Genomic DNA, 19,453 nt, shown 5'->3' on the forward strand with positions numbered 1-19,453 from the left:
GTATATTTTAATTAGATATAGAGAGTTTATAGTGTATAATTAATGTCATAAATAAAAACAAAAAGGAGACAGAGATGACTAAACGATTAAGAAGTTTTATAGTATTAGGTTTAGCTTTGGTCGTGATGACAGCATGTGGGAATAGTGATACGTTTGATCAATCAATGCAAAAAACCAAAGAAGCCATTATAGAGAAAAAATTTGAACAAGCTGAAGGGTTTGTTGAGATGGCTTTAGAAAGTAAACCAAAAGATGATGAAGCTAAAAATTATCAAACACAGCTAAAGCACTACAATAAAGCTTTAGAATACAAGGAAGCAAAAGATAAGGAAAAAGCACTATCTGAATTAGACTCAGTTATTAAAATTAAAAAAGGGTCAGATAAACTAGTTGAGTATGCTAAAAAAGAGAAAGAAAAATTAGAAGCAACAAAGACATCTGAATCAAAAGAAACAGATAAAACAGAAGAAAGTTCTAATAAGAAAGATGAAACTACAAATTCTTTATGGAATGATGCCAAAAAAGATAGTCTGCGAGGATTTATGTCGCAATTTAGTAATAAAATGGGGCAAAACTACAAAGAATATAACCAATCAAATAGTGTTGACTTATATGGTTTAAAGGTTCCTGGTGATATTTTCAACGGGACATGGACAATGGCAATCAACAATCAACCAGTACAAGTAGAGTGGTCAGAAACAGGTGAGGGCAGTGCACCTTATCAGCTAGTAGCTGTTTATTCAGATGCTGATACACAACCTTATTTACAAAAACATGTATACTTCTTTATCATAGAAAACGGTCAGCCAAAAGTATATGTAACACAACAAAATCAAGGTAACAATGAAAATTATTTACATTTTAGTGAAACACAAAACCCTGATATTAAGGCTGGGTTTAGTCAGATTGTAGGTGGAGATGTAGCACAGTCAACTAAATCAACATCAACAAGTTATGAAAACAATAAATTATTAGCAGCAAAAGTATTGATAAAAATGGCTAGTTTAAGTGAATCTAGAGTGAATGAATTATTAAATTCAACCACAACTTACAGTTTATATCCAAATAAATCTTTACAAATCTGGGAAACGGGTGTTTATTTACCGGAAGATGTAACTGTTATTTCAGGAAACCCTCTATCAGCTGGGATGTTTACGTACCATAATAATGGAGATGGAACTGTGACTTCGTATCCTGTTCCTAGTCATTATCAAGATAAAGAGTGGGATGATCCTGTAAAAGGAAAAGAGCTTGCCAATAAGGTAATTTCAGATGCGTCAGTTATTAACATTAAAGATGTTTCAGATGACTTAGCCAATAAGCTTATTCCAATTATTGAGAATGATGTATAGGTTTTAATAATAGTTATATTTTTGGTAAAATAAGTGTAGTATGTTATAATGTACATAATATGAAAAATATTTATTAAGCGAAATTTGGAATATTTTAATGAAATTTATTCAAACTGGCGTAGCTATAGGGCTACAAGGACGCAATAGAGGTTCGGGATTGTGTCGTTTAAATGAGAAGTAAACCTAAATGTAGTAAATAGTATCTCACAACTTTACAAATTAAATATTGATTAGTTAGATAGCCTGTTTTCCCACAAGGAAAACAGGCTATCGTTCATTACATAGAGGTGGGTGAAGAAATGTACATTAAACAATTATACTATGAGGGGATAGAAGAAGGAGCTTTTCCTTACAACTTACCATTTATTAAAGATATAAATAATTTATTATTTACTAAACCAATCACGTTTATTACAGGAGAAAATGGAGTTGGAAAATCAACTTTTCTTGAAGCTATCGCTGAGTTACTAGGATTAAATTTAGAAGGAGGCTCAAAAAATAATCACTTTAGTACTCGAGAAACACATTCTGATTTGACAAAAAGTTGTCGATTGATACGCTATGCTTATTATGCTAAAGATTATTATTTTTATCGGGCCGAATCTTTTTATAATTTAACCACTGATTTAGATGATTTAGGAGTATCAAGTGATTTATTTGACAGATCGTTGCACTCTTTTTCTCGAGGGCAATCAATTAAGGCACTTGTTCAAGAACGTTTTTTTGGTCAGGGCATTTATTTGTTTGATGAGCCTGAGACAGGACTGTCATTACAATCACAATTAGAGTTAATGCTGATGATAAACGATTTAGTGAAAGCTGACTCTCAATTTATTATATGTACGCATTCTCCCATACAATTGGTGTTTCAAGAAGCAAACATTCTAGAGATGACAGATGAAGGTGCCAAAAATATTTCACTAGAAGAATCGCAAATAATAAAACAGTGGGAAATGGTATTTAACAGAAAGAACCACTTTTTTCATCAATTATTTAATTCTTAATTTGTGGATAAGCTGCACTTGACAGAAAAATGAGGTGTGATGAAAATAAGAAAACATACGGGATAAAAAAACATATCAGAACATAAACCTAAAAGAATATTTTCAAAAGAGTTTAAACAACAAATGATGGATTTGTACAAATTAGGAAAATCATGAACAGCTGATATTTAGTCTAGCTGTGATACTTGTGAGAAAACGAGTTGATTTTTTAAGTTAGATCCTAGCAAAGGGCTTAAATCTAGGCAGAATCATGGTCAAGGGTAAACGGATAATACTTAAAAATTATCAAAAAAGTGTTACTAATTCAAAGTATAATGTTAATATCATTGACTGTTCAATTAATGTACTATATTATAATAGTTGATTGGATTACTTTATATAGAAAGTATTTGGGATAATTATTTGGATAAAATTAATAAAATAAGAAAAGGAGAGTAACTATTTTGAAAATCTTCAAAAAAATAGCTATATATAGCTTTTTATTTTCTAATATACTACCATTATCTCCAGTACTCGTCTCTGCTGAAGAACTAACAGATAATAAAATAGAAACTACAGATTTGCAAGTTAGTATGCCTGAAGAGAATCAAACATCAGACTCACAAGGTAGTATGCCCGAAGAAAATCAAACATCAGACTCACAAGGTAGTATGCCTGAAGAAAATCAAACATCAGACTCACAAGGTAGTATGCCCGAAGAAAATCAAACATCAGATTCACAAGTTGATATACCTGAAAAGAAAATAAAAAGTTATGATAATCAAAAATCTATAGAAATTGATCCACGTTATGTTGCAAATAATTTTGATATTAATATTGACGGAGTTGAGGTAATACCAGGTGCTTGGTTTGATATCCCTTCATTGGTACAAGGAAAATACTTAGCTGATAACATACGTTATTTCGTTAATTCTTATACTTTAGATTTAGTGAATCAAGAGACTCAGGAATCAAGATCTTTTGATCATATAGGATCTGAATTTTCTTTTGACGTTTCTGGCCTAAAGGATGGAATCTATTATGGTACAATAACCGCTCACGGATATTTTTCAGCAGGCACTGTTCAAACCCCACAGTATTGGCAAAGCTCATTTATTATGGAAACAAAATCTACTGATGCTACTGTGCATGTAGATAAACTTTATAATCCTAGTTCCATTGAACTAACGTTTAAAGGCGATTCTAACATTTGGAGTTTAAAAGATGAAACAGGCCGTGTTATTGCTAGCGGAAGCGGTAATTTTGATTCTTCCATATTACAAACATTAGAAGAAGGCATGTATACCATTGAAAATACTGCTAGTGCAACTACTACTAATGGTACTGTTGTTCCACCTACAACAGCAAAAGATGTATTTTATATAAGACACCCTCAAAGCACAACGACTATCGACAGACCGATTAATCCGGGCAGCATTAGTGGCGGACAAAAAATACCTGAGTCAGCTTTAACATGGGTAATTAAAGATGATAAAGGAGAAGTCATAAAAGAAGGAGACGGAGCTAACGTTCCAAAAGAGGTAATTGATGAGTTGCCAGAAGGAAAATACTCTGCAGAATTTACAGAGACTAGTCCCGAAGGTGAAACGTCAATATCGCAAGATGATTTTTCTATAAGACACCCTCAAAGCACAACGACTATCGACAGACCGATTAATCCGGGCAGCATTAGTGGCGGACAAAAAATACCTGAGTCAGCTTTAACATGGGTAATTAAAGATGACAAAGGAGAAGTCATAAAAGAAGGAGACGGAGCTAACGTTCCAAAAGAGGTAATTGATGAGTTACCAGAAGGAAAATACTCTGCAGAATTTACAGAAACTAGTCCTGAAGGTGAAACGTCAATATCGCAAGATGATTTTTCTATAAGACACCCTCAAAGCACAACGACTATCGATAGACCGATTAATCCGGGCAGCATTAGTGGCGGACAAAAAATACCTGAGTCAGATTTAACATGGGTAATTAAAGATGACAAAGGAGAAGTCATAAAAGAAGGAGACGGAGCTAACGTTCCAAAAGAGGTAATTGATGAGTTACCAGAAGGAAAATACTCTGCAGAATTTACAGAAACTAGTCCCGAAGGTGAGATATCAATATCGCAAGATGATTTTTCTATAAGACACCCTCAAAGCACAACGACTATCGACAGACCGATTAATCCGGGCAGCATTAGTGGCGGACAAAAAATACCTGAGTCAGATTTAACATGGGTAATTAAAGATGACAAAGGGGAAGTCATAAAAGAAGGAGACGGAGCTAACGTTCCAAAAGAGGTAATTGATGAGTTACCAGAAGGAAAATACTCTGCAGAATTTACAGAAACTAGTCCCGAAGGTGAAACGTCAATATCGCAAGATGATTTTTCTATAAGACACCCTCAAAGCACAACGACTATCGACAGACCGATTAATCCGGGCAGCATTAGTGGCGGACAAAAAATACCTGAGTCAGATTTAACATGGGTAATTAAAGATGACAAAGGAGAAGTCATAAAAGAAGGAGACGGAGCTAACGTTCCAAAAGAGGTAATTGATGAGTTACCAGAAGGAAAATACTCTGCAGAATTTACAGAAACTAGTCCTGAAGGTGAAACGTCAATATCGCAAGATGATTTTTCTATAAGACACCCTCAAAGCACAACGACTATCGACAGACCGATTAATCCGGGCAGCATTAGTGGCGGACAAAAAATACCTGAGTCAGATTTAACATGGGTAATTAAAGATGACAAAGGAGAAGTCATAAAAGAAGGAGACGGAGCTAACGTTCCAAAAGAGGTAATTGATGAGTTGCCAGAAGGAAAATACTCTGCAGAATTTACAGAAACTAGTCCTGAAGGGGAGATATCAATATCGCAAGATGATTTTTCTATAAGACACCCTCAAAGCACAACGACTATCGACAGACCGATTAATCCGGGCAGCATTAGTGGCGGACAAAAAATACCTGAGTCAGATTTAACATGGGTAATTAAAGATGACAAAGGAGAAGTCATAAAAGAAGGAGACGGAGCTAACGTTCCAAAAGAGGTAATTGATGAGTTACCAGAAGGAAAATACTCTGCAGAATTTACAGAAACTAGTCCTGAAGGTGAAACGTCAATATCGCAAGATGATTTTTCTATAAGACACCCTCAAAGCACAACGACTATCGACAGACCGATTAATCCGGGCAGCATTAGTGGCGGACAAAAAATACCTGAGTCAGATTTAACATGGGTAATTAAAGATGACAAAGGAGAAGTCATAAAAGAAGGAGACGGAGCTAACGTTCCAAAAGAGGTAATTGATGAGTTACCAGAAGGGAAATACTCTGCAGAATTTACAGAAACTAGCCCCGAAGGTGAGATATCAATATCGCAAGATGATTTTTCTATAAGACACCCTCAAAGCACAACGACTATCGACAGACCGATTAATCCGGGCAGCATTAGTGGCGGACAAAAAATACCTGAGTCAGATTTAACATGGGTAATTAAAGATGACAAAGGAGAAGTCATAAAAGAAGGAGACGGAGCTAACGTTCCAAAAGAGGTAATTGATGAGTTACCAGAAGGAAAATACTCTGCAGAATTTACAGAAACTAGTCCCGAAGGTGAAACGTCAATATCGCAAGATGATTTTTCTATAAGACACCCTCAAAGCACAACGACTATCGACAGACCGATTAATCCGGGCAGCATTAGTGGCGGACAAAAAATACCTGAGTCAGATTTAACATGGGTAATTAAAGATGACAAAGGAGAAGTCATAAAAGAAGGAGACGGAGCTAACGTTCCAAAAGAGGTAATTGATGAGTTACCAGAAGGAAAATACTCTGCAGAATTTACAGAAACTAGTCCCGAAGGTGAGATATCAATATCGCAAGATGATTTTTCTATAAGACACCCTCAAAGCACAACGACTATCGACAGACCGATTAATCCGGGCAGCATTAGTGGCGGACAAAAAATACCTGAGTCAGATTTAACATGGGTAATTAAAGATGATAAAGGAGAAGTCATAAAAGAAGGAGACGGAGCCAACGTTCCAAAAGAGGTAATTGATGAGTTACCAGAAGGAAAATACTCTGCAGAATTTACAGAAACTAGTCCCGAAGGTGAAACGTCAATATCGCAAGATGATTTTTCTATTATACGTAATACAACGGAACCAACAGAGCCAACGGAACCAACAGAGCCAACGGAACCAACAGAGCCAACGGAACCAACAGAGCCAACGGAACCAACAGAGCCAACGGAACCAACAGAGCCAACGGAACCAACAGAGCCAACGGAACCAACAGAGCCAACGGAACCAACAGAGCCAACGGAACCAACAGAGCCAACGGAACCAACAGAGCCAACGGAACCAACAGAGCCAACGGAACCAACAGAGCCAACGGAACCAACAGAGCCAACGGAACCAACAGAGCCAACGGAACCAACAGAGCCAACGGAACCAACAGAGCCAACGGAACCAACAGAGCCAACGGAACCAACAGAGCCAACGGAACCAACAGAGCCAACGGAACCAACAGAGCCAACGGAACCAACAGAGCCAACGGAACCAACAGAGCCAACGGAACCAACAGAGCCAACGGAACCAACAGAGCCAACGGAACCAACAGGGCCAACAAATCCAAAAGATACTGATACCAATCTAATTCAACCAACTGTTCCAAACGTTTCTAAGTTTACACAGAGACAAGTTAGTAAAAATAGTTTAAAATTACCTGAAACTGGAGAAACTGAATCATTTAGTTTAGTTTTATTAGGTGCTATGCTGATGACATTATCAGGGACATATATTTTTAATAGGAAAAGATATAATGGTGATTTAGACCTATAATATTATAGTCTAATATTTTAATTGAAAAATAAAAACATAATATAATAATCGTGCATAGAAGTTATCAAGCTGTACACTAAATCGTATTAATAGATTAAATTGGCTCTTTGTCAAATTGGACTGATGAGTTAAAATTAAAAGATGGTGAATGTGAGAGTAATCTCAGATTTATCATCTTTTTAGTTATTTAATTTTTATAAGGCCATTTATCAAGAAAATTCTTATTCTCATAGCTATACGACACTAAACTTTAAAGATTTAGCAGCCGGTAAAAATGAACAAAAAATAGATAATGTGTTGTTCCTACGATAACGCAGTGGCAGCAGTGGCAGAATTGATCTATCGAGCCTTTAAGATTGAGTTTATTTACCAGCAGTCTTTTGATTCTTTGTTTGAACTACAGTAGGAGTTAATGGACTATGTCAATTGGTGGAATTGATTTAGGAAACATGGAACATTAGACTATTTATCTCCTGTGGATTATCGTTTGGGTTGGGAAATAGAGCAGATTGTTTAACAGAAGATAAAATAACTATTTGAACACAATAAAGACCTTATAATGCTTGTACAGAAAAGTGATGTCAATTCACTTTTTAAAATGTTTTAAGTCTAAGTTTTTGACATGTTTTTTTCATCCAGTGTGTAGCATCAATCGTTACTTCTTTTTTACGATCAGCGTGCATCTACCTACGCTGATTTTTTGTTGTATTTGATTGGTGATTTCAGCTTGCCAAACTTGTGTTGTTTTTCCGATATGATCAGGGATGGCTACAACCGTTAGCGTATCACCTTTGACGGCACTCTTAAGATGATTGACTTGAATATCAAGTCCCACAGCAACTTGCTTGGTTGTATCTATTGACTCATTTGCTCCAATACTTGTTGCTGTTTCAATCAAAACAGCATTCATCCCACCGTGCATTAAGCCAAAAGGTTGTAAGTGTTTCCCATCAACTACCATAGTTAAGATGACCTTTTCTTTTGAAACGTCTTCGATTTTAATGTCTAAATAATCTAAAGCATTCACTTATTATCAGTCCTTTGATTTAGTAGATAGATTATAACATTGCGAAGTATTTTATAAAAGTTTATTAGTAATAAGCATCAATTCTACTATTTCAGATAAGATTGTGTATAATTGGTGAGTAGAAAATTAAGGGGGAACTTTATAAAATGTATGATTGGAAAACAATTAAAGAATATGATGAAATTTTATTCACACAACATGGGAAAATAGCTAAAATTAGTATTAACCGTCCGCATGTACATAATGCATTTACACCTAAAACAGTATTTGAATTAATAGATGCGTTTACAATTAGCCGTGATATGACAGATATTGGGGTGATTATTTTAACGGGAGAAGGTGAGTTAGCCTTTTGTTCTGGTGGTGATCAAAAAGTACGTGGACATGGTGGATATGTTGGAGAAGACCAAATCCCTCGTTTAAATGTTTTAGATTTACAACGATTAATTCGCGTCATTCCAAAACCGGTTATTGCAATGGTTAAAGGTTGGTCCATTGGTGGCGGAAATGTGCTGCAATTAGTGTGTGATTTAACAATCGCTGCTGATAATGCCATGTTTGGTCAAACAGGACCTAACGTCGGAAGTTTTGATGGTGGTTATGGTTCAGGTTATTTAGCACGTGTGGTTGGTCATAAGAAAGCCAAAGAAGTTTGGTTTATGACAAAACAATACACAGCTGAAGAAGCTCTTGAAATGGGTTGGATTAACACAGTTGCACCTTTAGATAAAGTCGAAGAAGTGACGATGGAATGGGCTGAAGAATTACTAACTAAAAGTCCAATTGCGCTACGTATGATTAAAGCGGCAATGAATGCAGATACAGATGGCTTAGCTGGTATCCAGCAATTAGCAGGAGATGCGACCCTTTTATATTACACAATGGACGAAGCCAAAGAAGGCCGCGATTCGTTTAAGGAAAAACGTGATCCTGACTTTGATCAATTTCCAAAATTCCCATAAAAGAGTGAAGACAATGTTACCATGGTTAACAGCACAACTAGAAACACATCCAGAAAAAATTGGGTTATATACTATTAATCAGTCTTGGACAATAGCAGAGATTGCCAGTGAAGTCGATGAAAGAGCCAAAAGAGTGATGGTGTTTTTATCACAAAATGATAAACGCGTCGCTATTTTGAGTCACAATTCAAGTGACATGTATTTTTTAATTTTAGCTTTGTGGTCATTAGGAAAAGAAATTGTCTTTTTAAATACACATCTAACCACTCAAGAATTGTTATATCAACTAGAAGATTCTGGGGTGAAAACGATATTTGTCGCAGATGATTTAAAAGAAAAAAATTTCAATCACGTTCAGTTGATTTCTTTTTCGGATATCCATTGTCAACCACTGCTTGATTCAATTAGTTATCCAACGTTTTCAGTCGATGCAACGGCTTCTATTATGTATACTTCAGGCACAACTGGTAAGCCTAAAGGTGTGATCCAAACGTTTCGTAATCATTTAGCAAGTAGCATGGGGACACAAAAAAATATGAACATCACGGCTCAAGATGTTTGGGGATGTTCTGTTCCAATGTTCCATATTAGTGGTTTATCCATTGTTGTTCGTCAGTTAGTGATAGGGTGTGGAGTGTATATATTTGAAAAATTTGATGCATCTCTTATGTCCCGTTTGTTTAAAACAGGAGACATAACCGTTTCATCAGTTGTTAATGTGATGCTCAAACAATTATTACAAGCCTATCCAAAGCAAGGATACTCTGATAAGTTTAAATGTTTACTTGTTGGTGGCGGACCTGTCTCTAAAGAGATGCTACAAGATTGTTTTAACAAAGACATTACAGTGATTCAGTCCTTTGGTATGACTGAAACATGTTCGCAAGTAGTTGCTCTAGGATATGATGATGCCCTTCAAAAGATTGGGTCATCAGGCTTGCCATTAGATGGGATAAGTCTCGTCATTCGAAAAGATGATGAAACCTGTGAACCAATGGAAATTGGTGAAATACTATTATCTGGTCCCAATATTTCCCCAGGTTATCTAAATAAATCGTCGTCATGGACAACAGATGGTTACTTTAAAACTGGTGATTTAGGATATCTTGATGAGGACGGATACTTATACGTTGTCAGTCGTTTGAGTGAACTCATTATTTCGGGTGGGGAAAATATCTATCCAGCTGAAGTTGAACAATGCATAGCAAGTTTATCCGGTATAATGGAAGTCGCTGTTGTAGGAGAGCATGACGATACATGGGGTGAAGTTCCTGTAGCGTATATTGTGATGGACGACACGATAGATATAGAGAAGATAAGTGAAACTTGTCTTAACTCTTTAGCAAAATATAAATGTCCCAAAAAATATTATGTCGTTGATGCTTTACCACGTACAGCTAGTGGTAAAGTGGCAAAACGATTATTAGTAAATGAGTAAAAGAAGCGCCAGCCATTTTTATAGGTATGGTTGGCTTCTTTTCATTGTATTAAAGGAGTTTTAGTTCATGTTTAATGTACCAAATGATGTTAGAAAACTAGAGATAAAAAGGCCAACGTTGGTTAGTTGGGTAGTCAGTTTACCTGAGACTTCAGAGGCCATTGTGACTTGTTTTTATCAAGCAAAAAAAGTATTTACCACTCGTTATTTTTGGCAAACACCAGATGCGTCGTTTTCTCTTGTGGGGTTAGGCACATGTAAAGAATATGTGGCACAAGATTACCGTGATATGACTATTAGTCGTGAAAACTTGTCGAAAAATACGATAACGAATGCTAAACATAGTGGAACTGGCCCTGTTTTTTTAGGTGGATTTCCTTTTGATAAAACTGTTGATAGTCAAAAAACGTGGCAAGAGTTAGGCAATGGGTATCTTTTTATACCTAAAATCATGTTAACCCAAACAAATGATAATCGCTTTTTAACGTTCAATATGATTGTAGAATCAAATGATGACTTAGATACACAGTGGGAAAATATCGTGACATTGTGGAACGCGGTTAGTCAAAATAAACAATATGAGTCACCAACTCGTCAACAGATGCAAGCAAATGAAATTCATGTTCCAGAGTGGTTAGAGACGGTTGAATTGGCGATGGATGAGATAAACTCTGATAGCGATATTAGAAAAATTGTTTTAGCACGCGAGTTGTATATAAAGGCAACAGAACCATTTTCAGTGAATGATGTTTTAAAAAATTGTCTAGAGCAACAAGAAAATACGTATGTTTTTGTTTTAGAACATAGCGAGAATGCTTTTATAGGTGCCACACCAGAAAGATTGTTGTTACTACAAGAAAATAACATTTCAACAGCGTGTGTAGCAGGGTCTATACCACGTGGAAAAACAGTAGAGAAAGACAATCAACTTGGGAGTCAATTATTAAATGACATGAAAAATCAAGTGGAGCACCAAATCGTTGTAGATGCAATCGAGCGTGATATGAGTGAGATTACTGAAACTTTATCGGAAAAAGGTCAGCCATCTTTATTAAAAAATCGAGACATACAACATTTATTTTACCCATTTAGTGGCGAAAAAAAAGCTGATATATCATTTTTTTCAGCTATCGAGCAGTTACATCCAACGCCAGCATTAGGTGGACAACCCAAAGAGTTGACAACAAAATGGATTAGAGAACATGAACCAATCAATCGTGGCTTGTACGGAGCCCCAATTGGTTGGAGTTCGGTGATACTTGAGGAAGGTGAATTTGCGGTAGGCATTCGTTCGGCACTTTTATCAGGAAAATCAGCAACGTTATATGCAGGCTGTGGGGTTATAGCGGACTCTATTCCTCAAGAAGAATTAAAGGAAACACGTGTGAAATTTCAGCCAATGTTACGTGCGATAGGAGGAGAAGAAAATGTCACATCAAAGTAGTATGACAAACTATATCAATTCATTCATCCAAGGGTTGATTGATGGTGGAGTAACTCAAGCAGTGATTAGTCCAGGGTCTAGGTCTACGCCCGTGTCCATTTTATTGCACCAACGTTCAGAAATAAAAACCTATATCGATGTCGATGAACGTTCAGCGGGATTTTTTGCTTTGGGATTGAGTAAAGCAGGTCAAAAACCAGTGGCTTTAGTGTGTACATCAGGAACAGCGGCGGCAAATTATTTACCTGCCGTGTCTGAGGCGAAGCAATCGAATGTACCGCTTGTTGTTGTGACAACAGATCGCCCACATGAATTAAGAGATAACGGTGCACCACAAACGATGAATCAACTTAATATGTATGGTTCACAAGTTAAACAGTTTGTTGAAATGGCGTTACCTGAAGGAACAGAAGAGATGTATCAATATGCTTACGTTCAAGGAGCAAAATTATCAAATCTGGCTTGTTCATTGCCACAAGGACCTGTTCATCTAAATTTACCGTTAAGAGAGCCACTATTACCTGACTTAGACTTAGCTGTTCCAAAAGTTAAGTCAGTTAATACAATGACTGGAAAAAGGTGTCTATCAAAAGCTGAGATTGAAACGATAAGCCAAAACTGGTCAGGGAAAAAAGGCATTTTTGTTGTAGGGCCATCATTTGATGAGGAAGCAGTGAGACAATTAGTTGACTTGGCAGAACAATTAGGTTGGGTTATTCTAGCTGATCCGTTAGCGAATATTCGAACTTTTGGCATAGATAGTCCAACAATTTCACCATACTATGACATGTATTTACGTTATGTCAAAGAAAATATGACACCTGATATCATTGTGCGATTTGGAAAACTACCTGTGTCAAAACCGTTAAATCAGTGGCTCGCGACATTTACAGGTGATTATTATTTAGTAGAATCTGCAACAGAATGGTTAGATGCATCAAAAATGATGACAACATTAATCGTGTCAGATGAAGTCGACTTTTTATCCAATATGTTAGAAACTCAGTTAAAAAGGGCTGATGAAAGTTGGCTAGAATCATTTAATAAATTAGACCAAATCGTTGTAAACAGCATAAAAAGCCAAGATATAACATTGTTTAGTGACGGTAATATCACCCAAGTCGTTTATCAAACGATGCAAGAAAATGATCAGTTGTTTGTCTCAAATAGTATGCCTATTAGAGATTTAGATACATATCTTCCTGTGACGAAAGAAAGAGTTACTATTTATGGTAATCGTGGGGTAAATGGAATAGACGGGGTAACCTCAACTGCTTTAGGTGTAGCAGCAAATGATACAACACGTCACACACGACTAGTGATAGGGGACTTATCTTGTTTTCATGACACGACAGGTTTGGCTATGGCGACAAAATATCAATTACCTATTACGATTATTGTGATAAACAATGATGGTGGTGGAATATTTTCAATGCTATCTCAAAAAGACTTACCGACTTCGTTGTTTGATGATTTATTCGCTACCTCAACTAATGTTAATTTTGAAGCTATGGCTAACATGGTATCGCTGGATTATTCATCTGCTGAATCTTTAATTGAGTTAGAAAGCTTACTTAACGACCGCCCGAATTATCCAAGATTGATTGAAGTTCGCACTAGTCGAGAAGAAAACGCAGAGTTCAGAAGAGCGTTTCAACAACAAGTACGTCAGATTATAGAACGTGATATGACATGCTAATAAGTGTCAGAGGTGTAGACTACTATATCAATTACGTAACAGAGTTTGACTGTATGAAACCAACATTAGTGTGTTTGCACGGATTTACTGGAACATCACAAACGTTTCATTTTTTACATGATATCAAAACGCATAATGTTATTGCGATTGATTTGATAGGGCACGGAAAGACAAGTGTCTTTGTCCATCCTTATCGCTATACAAGTGAACAACAGGTAAAAGATTTAGAAGAGATACGTGATCGTTTAAATTTAGATAAAATAGATTTGTTAGGTTACTCAATGGGAGGACGTCTTGCATTGGCTTACGCATTTGAATATCCGACACGAGTCAATTCACTGATTTTGGAAAGTTCTTCCCCAGGGTTAGATGATATTGATTCAAGGAAAATTCGTCGTCAATCAGATAATCGTTTAGCTTGTTTATTGCTAGATAAGGGGATTGGAAAATTTGTTGATTACTGGGAGACTATCCTTTTGTTTGATACACAAAAGACGTTGTCACAAATAGTTCGTGAGACTATCAGACAGGAACGACTGTCGCAACAAGCAATCGGACTTGCTATGAGCTTGCACTATTTTGGTACAGGGACTCAACCATCACTATGGGGGAAATTAGAAAAAGAGTATCCTTTTCATCCTTATTTTTTGGTTGGACAGAAAGACGTTAAGTTTGTATCCCTGGCTAAGCAAATGAATCAGCTTATGACAGAATCAACGGTGATTGAGTTTGAAGATAGTGGTCATTGCATTCATGTTGAAAAACCAGCAGCGTTTTTAGCAACAGTAACACAACTTTTAGAGTGAGGGATAGGTTATGAATATCACAAAAATAGATAGTTATCATGTGCAACTACCTTTAGTGGCACCATTTAAAACAAGTTATGGCTTTTTATCGCATAAAGCAATGGATATTCTTGTTGTGACAGATGAACTTGGTAACCAAGGATACGGGGAATTAGTAGCGTTTGAACAACCTGATTATACAGAAGAAACATTAGAAACAGCTCGGTTGATTCTAGCTAATCATTTAATTCCGTTGTTAGTTCAGTCACAGATTACTCATCCCGATGATGTCACACGATTATTTTCTGTAATACGTGGAAACTGGATGGCTAAATCTTCTTTAGAAACAGCAATTTGGGATTTGTATGCAAAAAGGCATAAAAAAAGTTTGGCAGAACTATTTAGTAGTCAGACTGACAAATTATCTGTTGGGGTGAGTATTGGCATTCAAAAAAGCGTACAGGATTTGATTGAAGTGGTATCACGTTATGTGGCTGAAGGATATACTCGGATAAAATTAAAAATAGCACCCAATCAGGATGTAGATTTTGTGAAAGCTGTAAGAAGTCATTTTCCAGAGATGCTTTTAATGGTGGATGCAAATTCTGCTTATGATTTAGACAGTCTAACTATTTTTAAAGAACTAGACACGTATCAACTATCGATGATTGAGCAACCTTTTGGCTATTCAGATTTTTTAGAACATGCTGAACTTCAAAAGAATATTGAAACACCGATTTGTCTAGATGAAAATATTCGTAGTGTAGAAGACGTGATGTTAGGTCATCGTTTAGGTAGCTTGGGAGCTGTTAATCTAAAAATTTCGCGTGTAGGTGGTGTGACACAAGCACAAAAAATTGTTGAGTATTGTAAAAATAATGGCTTAGGGCTATGGTGTGGTGGCATGTTTGAGTCAGGTGTTGGACGAGCACTTAACTTGGCTTTTGCTTCTCAAGAAGGGTTTGATTTTCCAGGTGATATTTCCGCTTCAACTCGATATTTTAAAGAAGATATCATTAATGAAACGTTTGAACTAGAAAATGGAAGGCTAAGTGTACCTAGGGAAACTGGGTTAGGTGTGACATTAAATAAAGAGATGTTAGAAAAATATGGTCACCATCATGTGATGTATGTCAAATAAATATTTTTGTATTTTATAAGCAGCCAAGGGTTGCTTTTTATTTTATATTTTTCATTTGTCAAATTAAGCTAGAAAAAATCTATGTTGTCTACAAATCTCAAAAATACTTCTAATGGTGTTTTATAATTTAATGATTTTCTAGGAATATTATTTCTTTTAGATGTGATAGAATGGATAAACGAGTTCTCCACTTCATTGAAATCCATTTTCTTGGGCAATTTATCTTGACGTAGCAACGCATTAGACTGTTCGTTTAAACCTCTTTGGGATGGGGTTCCAGGCTCAGTAAAATAGATATCAACATCATTATAATTAATCAAAGACAGTTGTTTAAAAAGTGTCTGCTTTTTTTATGTAATTAATCGTGATTAAGTTAAAATAGATAGTAAAAAAGCAATAAAAATTAACTATTATTATATTTTTAATTATATTTGTTCGTTTTACTGTTGAAAAAGTAAAAGAAAGTTGTTATGATATCGAGGTAATAAAAAACCATATAATTCTAGTAATACGGTCTAGAAGTTTCTACAAGTTACCCGTAAAGTAACTTACTTTGGCAAATGAATCTTATTATTCTGCCATGATGTGTTTTTTAAATCAATAGGAGGAATAGTAATGAAGGAAAAGATTGATCAGTATTTTGGTATCACCGCTTCAGGTTCTACTTTTAAACGAGAGTTTACAGGAGGGTTAACGGCATTTTTTGCGATGTCTTATGTTATTTTTGTTAATCCGATTATTTTAGGGCAAGCAGGGATGCCACAAGATGCCGTCTTTATGTCGACTATTTTGTCTTCAGCCATCGCCATGCTCATTATGGGGTTATGGGCAAAATTTCCACTAGGTCTTGCACCATGTATGTCAATGAATGCTTTTTTTGCTTATTCAGTTGTTTTGCAAATGGGAAAATCTTGGCAAGAAACATTGGCATCAGTTTTAGTTGCCTCAGTGTTGTTTTTAATGCTTGCTTTTTCAGGTGCTCGCTCTAAAATAATTAAAGCTATACCAACGAATGTGAAACAAGCAGGAACAGTAGGTTTGGGGATTTTTATCGCTTTTGTTAGTTTTAAAAATTCAGGAATCATCGTACCAGATGAGGGAATGTTTATTACATTTGGCGGTTTTTCTAACCCTAATGTGATTATCGCATTCTTTGGTATCATCACAGCCGCATTTTTCTTAGTGAGAAAAAATCAATATGCCGTGTTTTTAGGAATGATTGGTGCTGCCGTATGTGGATTGTTTATTCGATTTGGCGCATCAATGAATTGGTTTAACCTTAGTGCGGATGTTATTGCGACATTACCGCAATTACCAAAAGGCTCGCCAGTTGTCATTCCGACTGCGCCAATGAATGCCATGATGAACGATACATTTATGGTTGCGGTGAAAAATTTAGATAAGATGTTATCGTTGGATTCTATTGTTATTATTTTGACATTTTTATTTTTAGATTTCTTTGGAACAGCGACGACATTGTCTGCAGCTGCAACACAAGTATCCGATATTAAACAAGAAAGCTTTGAAGATAACAAACGTATTTACAGTGCCGATGCTTTGGGAACATTTTTTGGTTCAATCTTAGGAACATCAAGTTTATCAACTTATATTGAATCTGTATCAGGAATTATTGCTGGTGCTAGAACTGGTTTGATGAGTGTCATTGTGGCGGGATTATTTTTATTATCAGCCTTCTTTTATCCAGTGTTATCTCTTGTCACAACAGCTGTGACCACGCCAGCGATGGTGGTAATTGGTATTTTTATGATGCAAAACATCACAGGGATTGATTGGGATGGTGGATTTGAAGAAGTTATTCCAGCTTTTCTAACGATTGTCATGATGCCGTTAACCGGTTCAATTGCTTTAGGACTTGTATTAGGATTTTTATCTTATGAATTATGCATGATTTTTGCCGGACGATTAAAAGAAATTCCAAATGTGATGCATTTTATCACAGTGATTTCTATACTCTATTTATTTACAATTTAACTAAAATCCACATGTCTAAAAGTGATGACATGTGGATTTTTATCTTATGCGGTTTGTTTGCGAAACATACTGTAATAAAAATGAGTAAACTTAGAATGGACTTAAAGTTGTCAGTAAATCCCCTAAAGAGATGTATTATCGTTTACTTTGTGGGGATATTCTACCTAAAACAATAAAACATGTACTTTACCTTGATCCAGATATCTTAATACTAAATTCGTTAGAAGAATTATGGTGAATTAATTTACAAGGAAGTTTATTAGCAGCCTCGACTTATAAAGGTGTTACAAAAATCAGTTCAGGTATTAACAATATAAGACTTAATACAGATCACGATTATTATAATTATGGCGTGACGTTGATAGATATCGACAAAAATTAAGAGATGACTAATATTAACAGTATAAATGATGCGAGAAAATACATGAGTTATTTGGCTAGAAGTCGCGGAAATCATGACCTATTTTGGGACATGACCAATACATCTATTTTAAGACTTTCTAGTCAGCTTATTTATTTTACTTGTTTTCCTTGATAATAGCTTGATGTAATAGGTGATTTTCTAGCAACAAATTCAGCTGATGACATTGCCGAAGTAAGTAAATAAGTAGCTTCATCACCAACACTAGGCCATATATGGTTTCCGTCTTTATCTAAAGTAGTCACGCCATCAGTCATTAATCCTAAAAGCTGAGTCAAATCACTTTGGTCTTTTACGTTAAATAATTCACCTAAACGCACCAATTTTTCTTGAAGTGAGCCATCACCATAAGGAGACCAACAGTCGTAAATATTATCACAACCTAGATGAACAGAGACACCGTAATCGATAAGCTCCATAATCGGAGGGATTGTATTTGGTGTAATAGGAACACTCGTTACAATATGGATACCCTGTTTAGCTAAATCGGAAAACACTTGTTTTCTTTCGTCACCAACAAAATCATTTAAGCCAAATGCATGACTGATAAACACTTTATCTTGCCATCCATGTTTTTTAGTTAAATGAATGATTTCTTTTATGGTTGTTGTTCCAGCTTCTTTTCTATCATGAACATGGATATCAATCCCCACATTATAAGTTGTCGCTAGTCGAAATGTTTCATGAAGAGATGCTTTATAGTCGCCATCTAGCGAGTAAGGATCCACACCGCCAACAAAATTAGCACCATTTTGTAAAGCTTTTTCCATTAATTGGCTGCTTTTTGAACGTAATAATCCATGTTGTGGAAAAGCAACTAGTTCAATAGGTGTACACACATTTTTTCGCAGTGATGTAATGGCGTTTAGGTATCTAAGGCCCGTTGCTGGTTCGATATCTATATGAGACCTAAACGCAGTCGCGCCATGAGAAACTTCTAAGTCATACAGTGCTTTAGCACGCACCTCGATGGGTTCATCTAGACTATCCAATATAGGAATTTCTGTTTCAAAACGTTCCACTAAACTTTTAGCAGGAGTGATTGGAGTATATTGTGTTCCTAATTTACTTTTGTCTAAGTGGCAGTGTTTTTCTACGATACCTGGTAGTAGTAACTGTTCATTACAATCTATAAATTTTTCATCATTAGAAGAAAAATATTCTGTAGGAATAATGGTTGTAATCTTTCCATTGTGGATGTGGATGGCCACTAATTGTGTTTCAGTTGCTTTAATCCAATCATTTTCTCTGATAAATCCAGTTTCTATACGCACGTTTGTTAACCAATAAGTCATATTATCTCTCCTTTAATGATGTTGAAAATCACGATTTATTTAAGAGTACACTATTAATAAG

General features: G+C 35.9%; 13 protein-coding genes, 2 pseudogenes and 1 riboswitch. Of the genes and pseudogenes, 12 read left to right on the forward strand and 3 right to left on the reverse strand.

Annotation, left to right across the window (positions count from 1 at the left end; translation table 11 throughout):
• Positions 1-74 precede the first annotated feature (74 nt).
• The 4 genes and pseudogenes from BHY08_RS01885 to BHY08_RS11215 form a co-directional block, all read left to right on the forward strand.
• The gene (locus tag BHY08_RS01885) at positions 75-1,352 is read left to right on the forward strand and encodes a DUF4767 domain-containing protein (RefSeq protein WP_071456253.1); all 1,278 of its coding nucleotides are present in this window, start codon (positions 75-77) and stop codon (positions 1,350-1,352) included.
• Between the two features lie 299 nt (positions 1,353-1,651).
• Positions 1,652-2,356, forward strand: a complete 705-nt coding sequence (locus BHY08_RS01890) for an AAA family ATPase (protein ID WP_071456254.1) — start codon at positions 1,652-1,654, stop codon at positions 2,354-2,356.
• A 443-nt stretch (positions 2,357-2,799) separates the two neighbouring features.
• Entirely contained in the window at positions 2,800-7,188 is a 4,389-nt protein-coding gene (locus tag BHY08_RS01895) for an LPXTG cell wall anchor domain-containing protein (RefSeq protein WP_071456255.1), read from the forward strand.
• A 298-nt stretch (positions 7,189-7,486) separates the two neighbouring features.
• Positions 7,487-7,627: pseudogene (locus BHY08_RS11215) on the forward strand (IS3 family transposase); the annotation flags it as partial.
• Between the two features lie 216 nt (positions 7,628-7,843).
• Here the strand turns inward: BHY08_RS11215 and BHY08_RS01900 are convergent.
• Positions 7,844-8,215 (reverse strand): PaaI family thioesterase, encoded by a 372-nt coding sequence (locus BHY08_RS01900; RefSeq protein ID WP_071456256.1) that lies wholly within the window; start codon positions 8,213-8,215, stop codon positions 7,844-7,846.
• A 146-nt stretch (positions 8,216-8,361) separates the two neighbouring features.
• On the opposite strand from BHY08_RS01900, the gene menB reads away from it, so the two are divergent.
• The 6 genes from menB to menC all read left to right on the forward strand — a co-directional run bounded on the left by menB (position 8,362) and on the right by menC (position 15,684).
• Complete coding sequence (gene menB / locus BHY08_RS01905) at positions 8,362-9,177, forward strand: 1,4-dihydroxy-2-naphthoyl-CoA synthase (RefSeq protein ID WP_071456257.1); 816 nt, start codon at positions 8,362-8,364, stop codon at positions 9,175-9,177.
• Positions 9,178-9,190: 13 nt separating this feature from the next.
• On the forward strand, positions 9,191-10,615 hold the full coding sequence (locus BHY08_RS01910; RefSeq protein ID WP_071456258.1) for an o-succinylbenzoate--CoA ligase: 1,425 nt from the start codon (positions 9,191-9,193) through the stop codon (positions 10,613-10,615).
• A gap of 67 nt (positions 10,616-10,682) precedes the next feature.
• Positions 10,683-12,059 carry an isochorismate synthase gene (locus BHY08_RS01915; RefSeq protein WP_071456259.1) on the forward strand — a complete coding sequence of 459 codons (1,377 nt, stop codon included), beginning with the start codon at positions 10,683-10,685 and terminating at the stop codon, positions 12,057-12,059.
• Entirely contained in the window at positions 12,043-13,758 is a 1,716-nt protein-coding gene (gene menD, locus BHY08_RS01920; protein ID WP_071456260.1) for a 2-succinyl-5-enolpyruvyl-6-hydroxy-3-cyclohexene-1-carboxylic-acid synthase, read from the forward strand. Before BHY08_RS01915 ends, menD begins: the two co-directional genes overlap by 17 nt.
• Positions 13,759-13,811: 53 nt before the next feature.
• Positions 13,812-14,564 (forward strand): 2-succinyl-6-hydroxy-2,4-cyclohexadiene-1-carboxylate synthase, encoded by a 753-nt coding sequence (gene menH, locus BHY08_RS01925; protein WP_169817656.1) that lies wholly within the window; start codon positions 13,812-13,814, stop codon positions 14,562-14,564.
• Positions 14,565-14,574: 10 nt separating this feature from the next.
• A complete protein-coding gene (menC, locus tag BHY08_RS01930) occupies positions 14,575-15,684 on the forward strand; it encodes an o-succinylbenzoate synthase (protein ID WP_071456262.1) in 1,110 nt (369 codons plus the stop codon).
• Between the two features lie 68 nt (positions 15,685-15,752).
• Here menC and BHY08_RS10660 read toward each other — a convergent pair.
• Positions 15,753-16,007 (reverse strand): annotated as a pseudogene (locus BHY08_RS10660) (transposase); the annotation flags it as partial.
• A gap of 149 nt (positions 16,008-16,156) precedes the next feature.
• Positions 16,157-16,258, forward strand: a riboswitch (purine riboswitch).
• Between the two features lie 41 nt (positions 16,259-16,299).
• Between BHY08_RS10660 and BHY08_RS01935 the strand changes: the two are divergent.
• Positions 16,300-17,676, forward strand: a complete 1,377-nt coding sequence (locus tag BHY08_RS01935; protein WP_071456263.1) for an NCS2 family permease — start codon at positions 16,300-16,302, stop codon at positions 17,674-17,676.
• 130 nt (positions 17,677-17,806) lie between these two features.
• The gene (locus BHY08_RS11395) at positions 17,807-17,914 is read left to right on the forward strand and encodes a glycosyltransferase (protein ID WP_157093620.1); all 108 of its coding nucleotides are present in this window, start codon (positions 17,807-17,809) and stop codon (positions 17,912-17,914) included.
• A 275-nt stretch (positions 17,915-18,189) separates the two neighbouring features.
• On the opposite strand, the gene BHY08_RS01940 is transcribed toward BHY08_RS11395, so the two are convergent.
• Positions 18,190-19,392: an amidohydrolase family protein gene (locus BHY08_RS01940; protein WP_071456264.1), complete on the reverse strand. Its 1,203-nt coding sequence runs from the start codon at positions 19,390-19,392 to the stop codon at positions 18,190-18,192.
• Between the last annotated feature and the right edge of the window lie 61 nt (positions 19,393-19,453).

It is taken from the genome of Vagococcus teuberi, from assembly GCF_001870205.1.
Taxonomy (GTDB): Bacteria; Bacillota; Bacilli; order Lactobacillales; family Vagococcaceae; genus Vagococcus; species Vagococcus teuberi.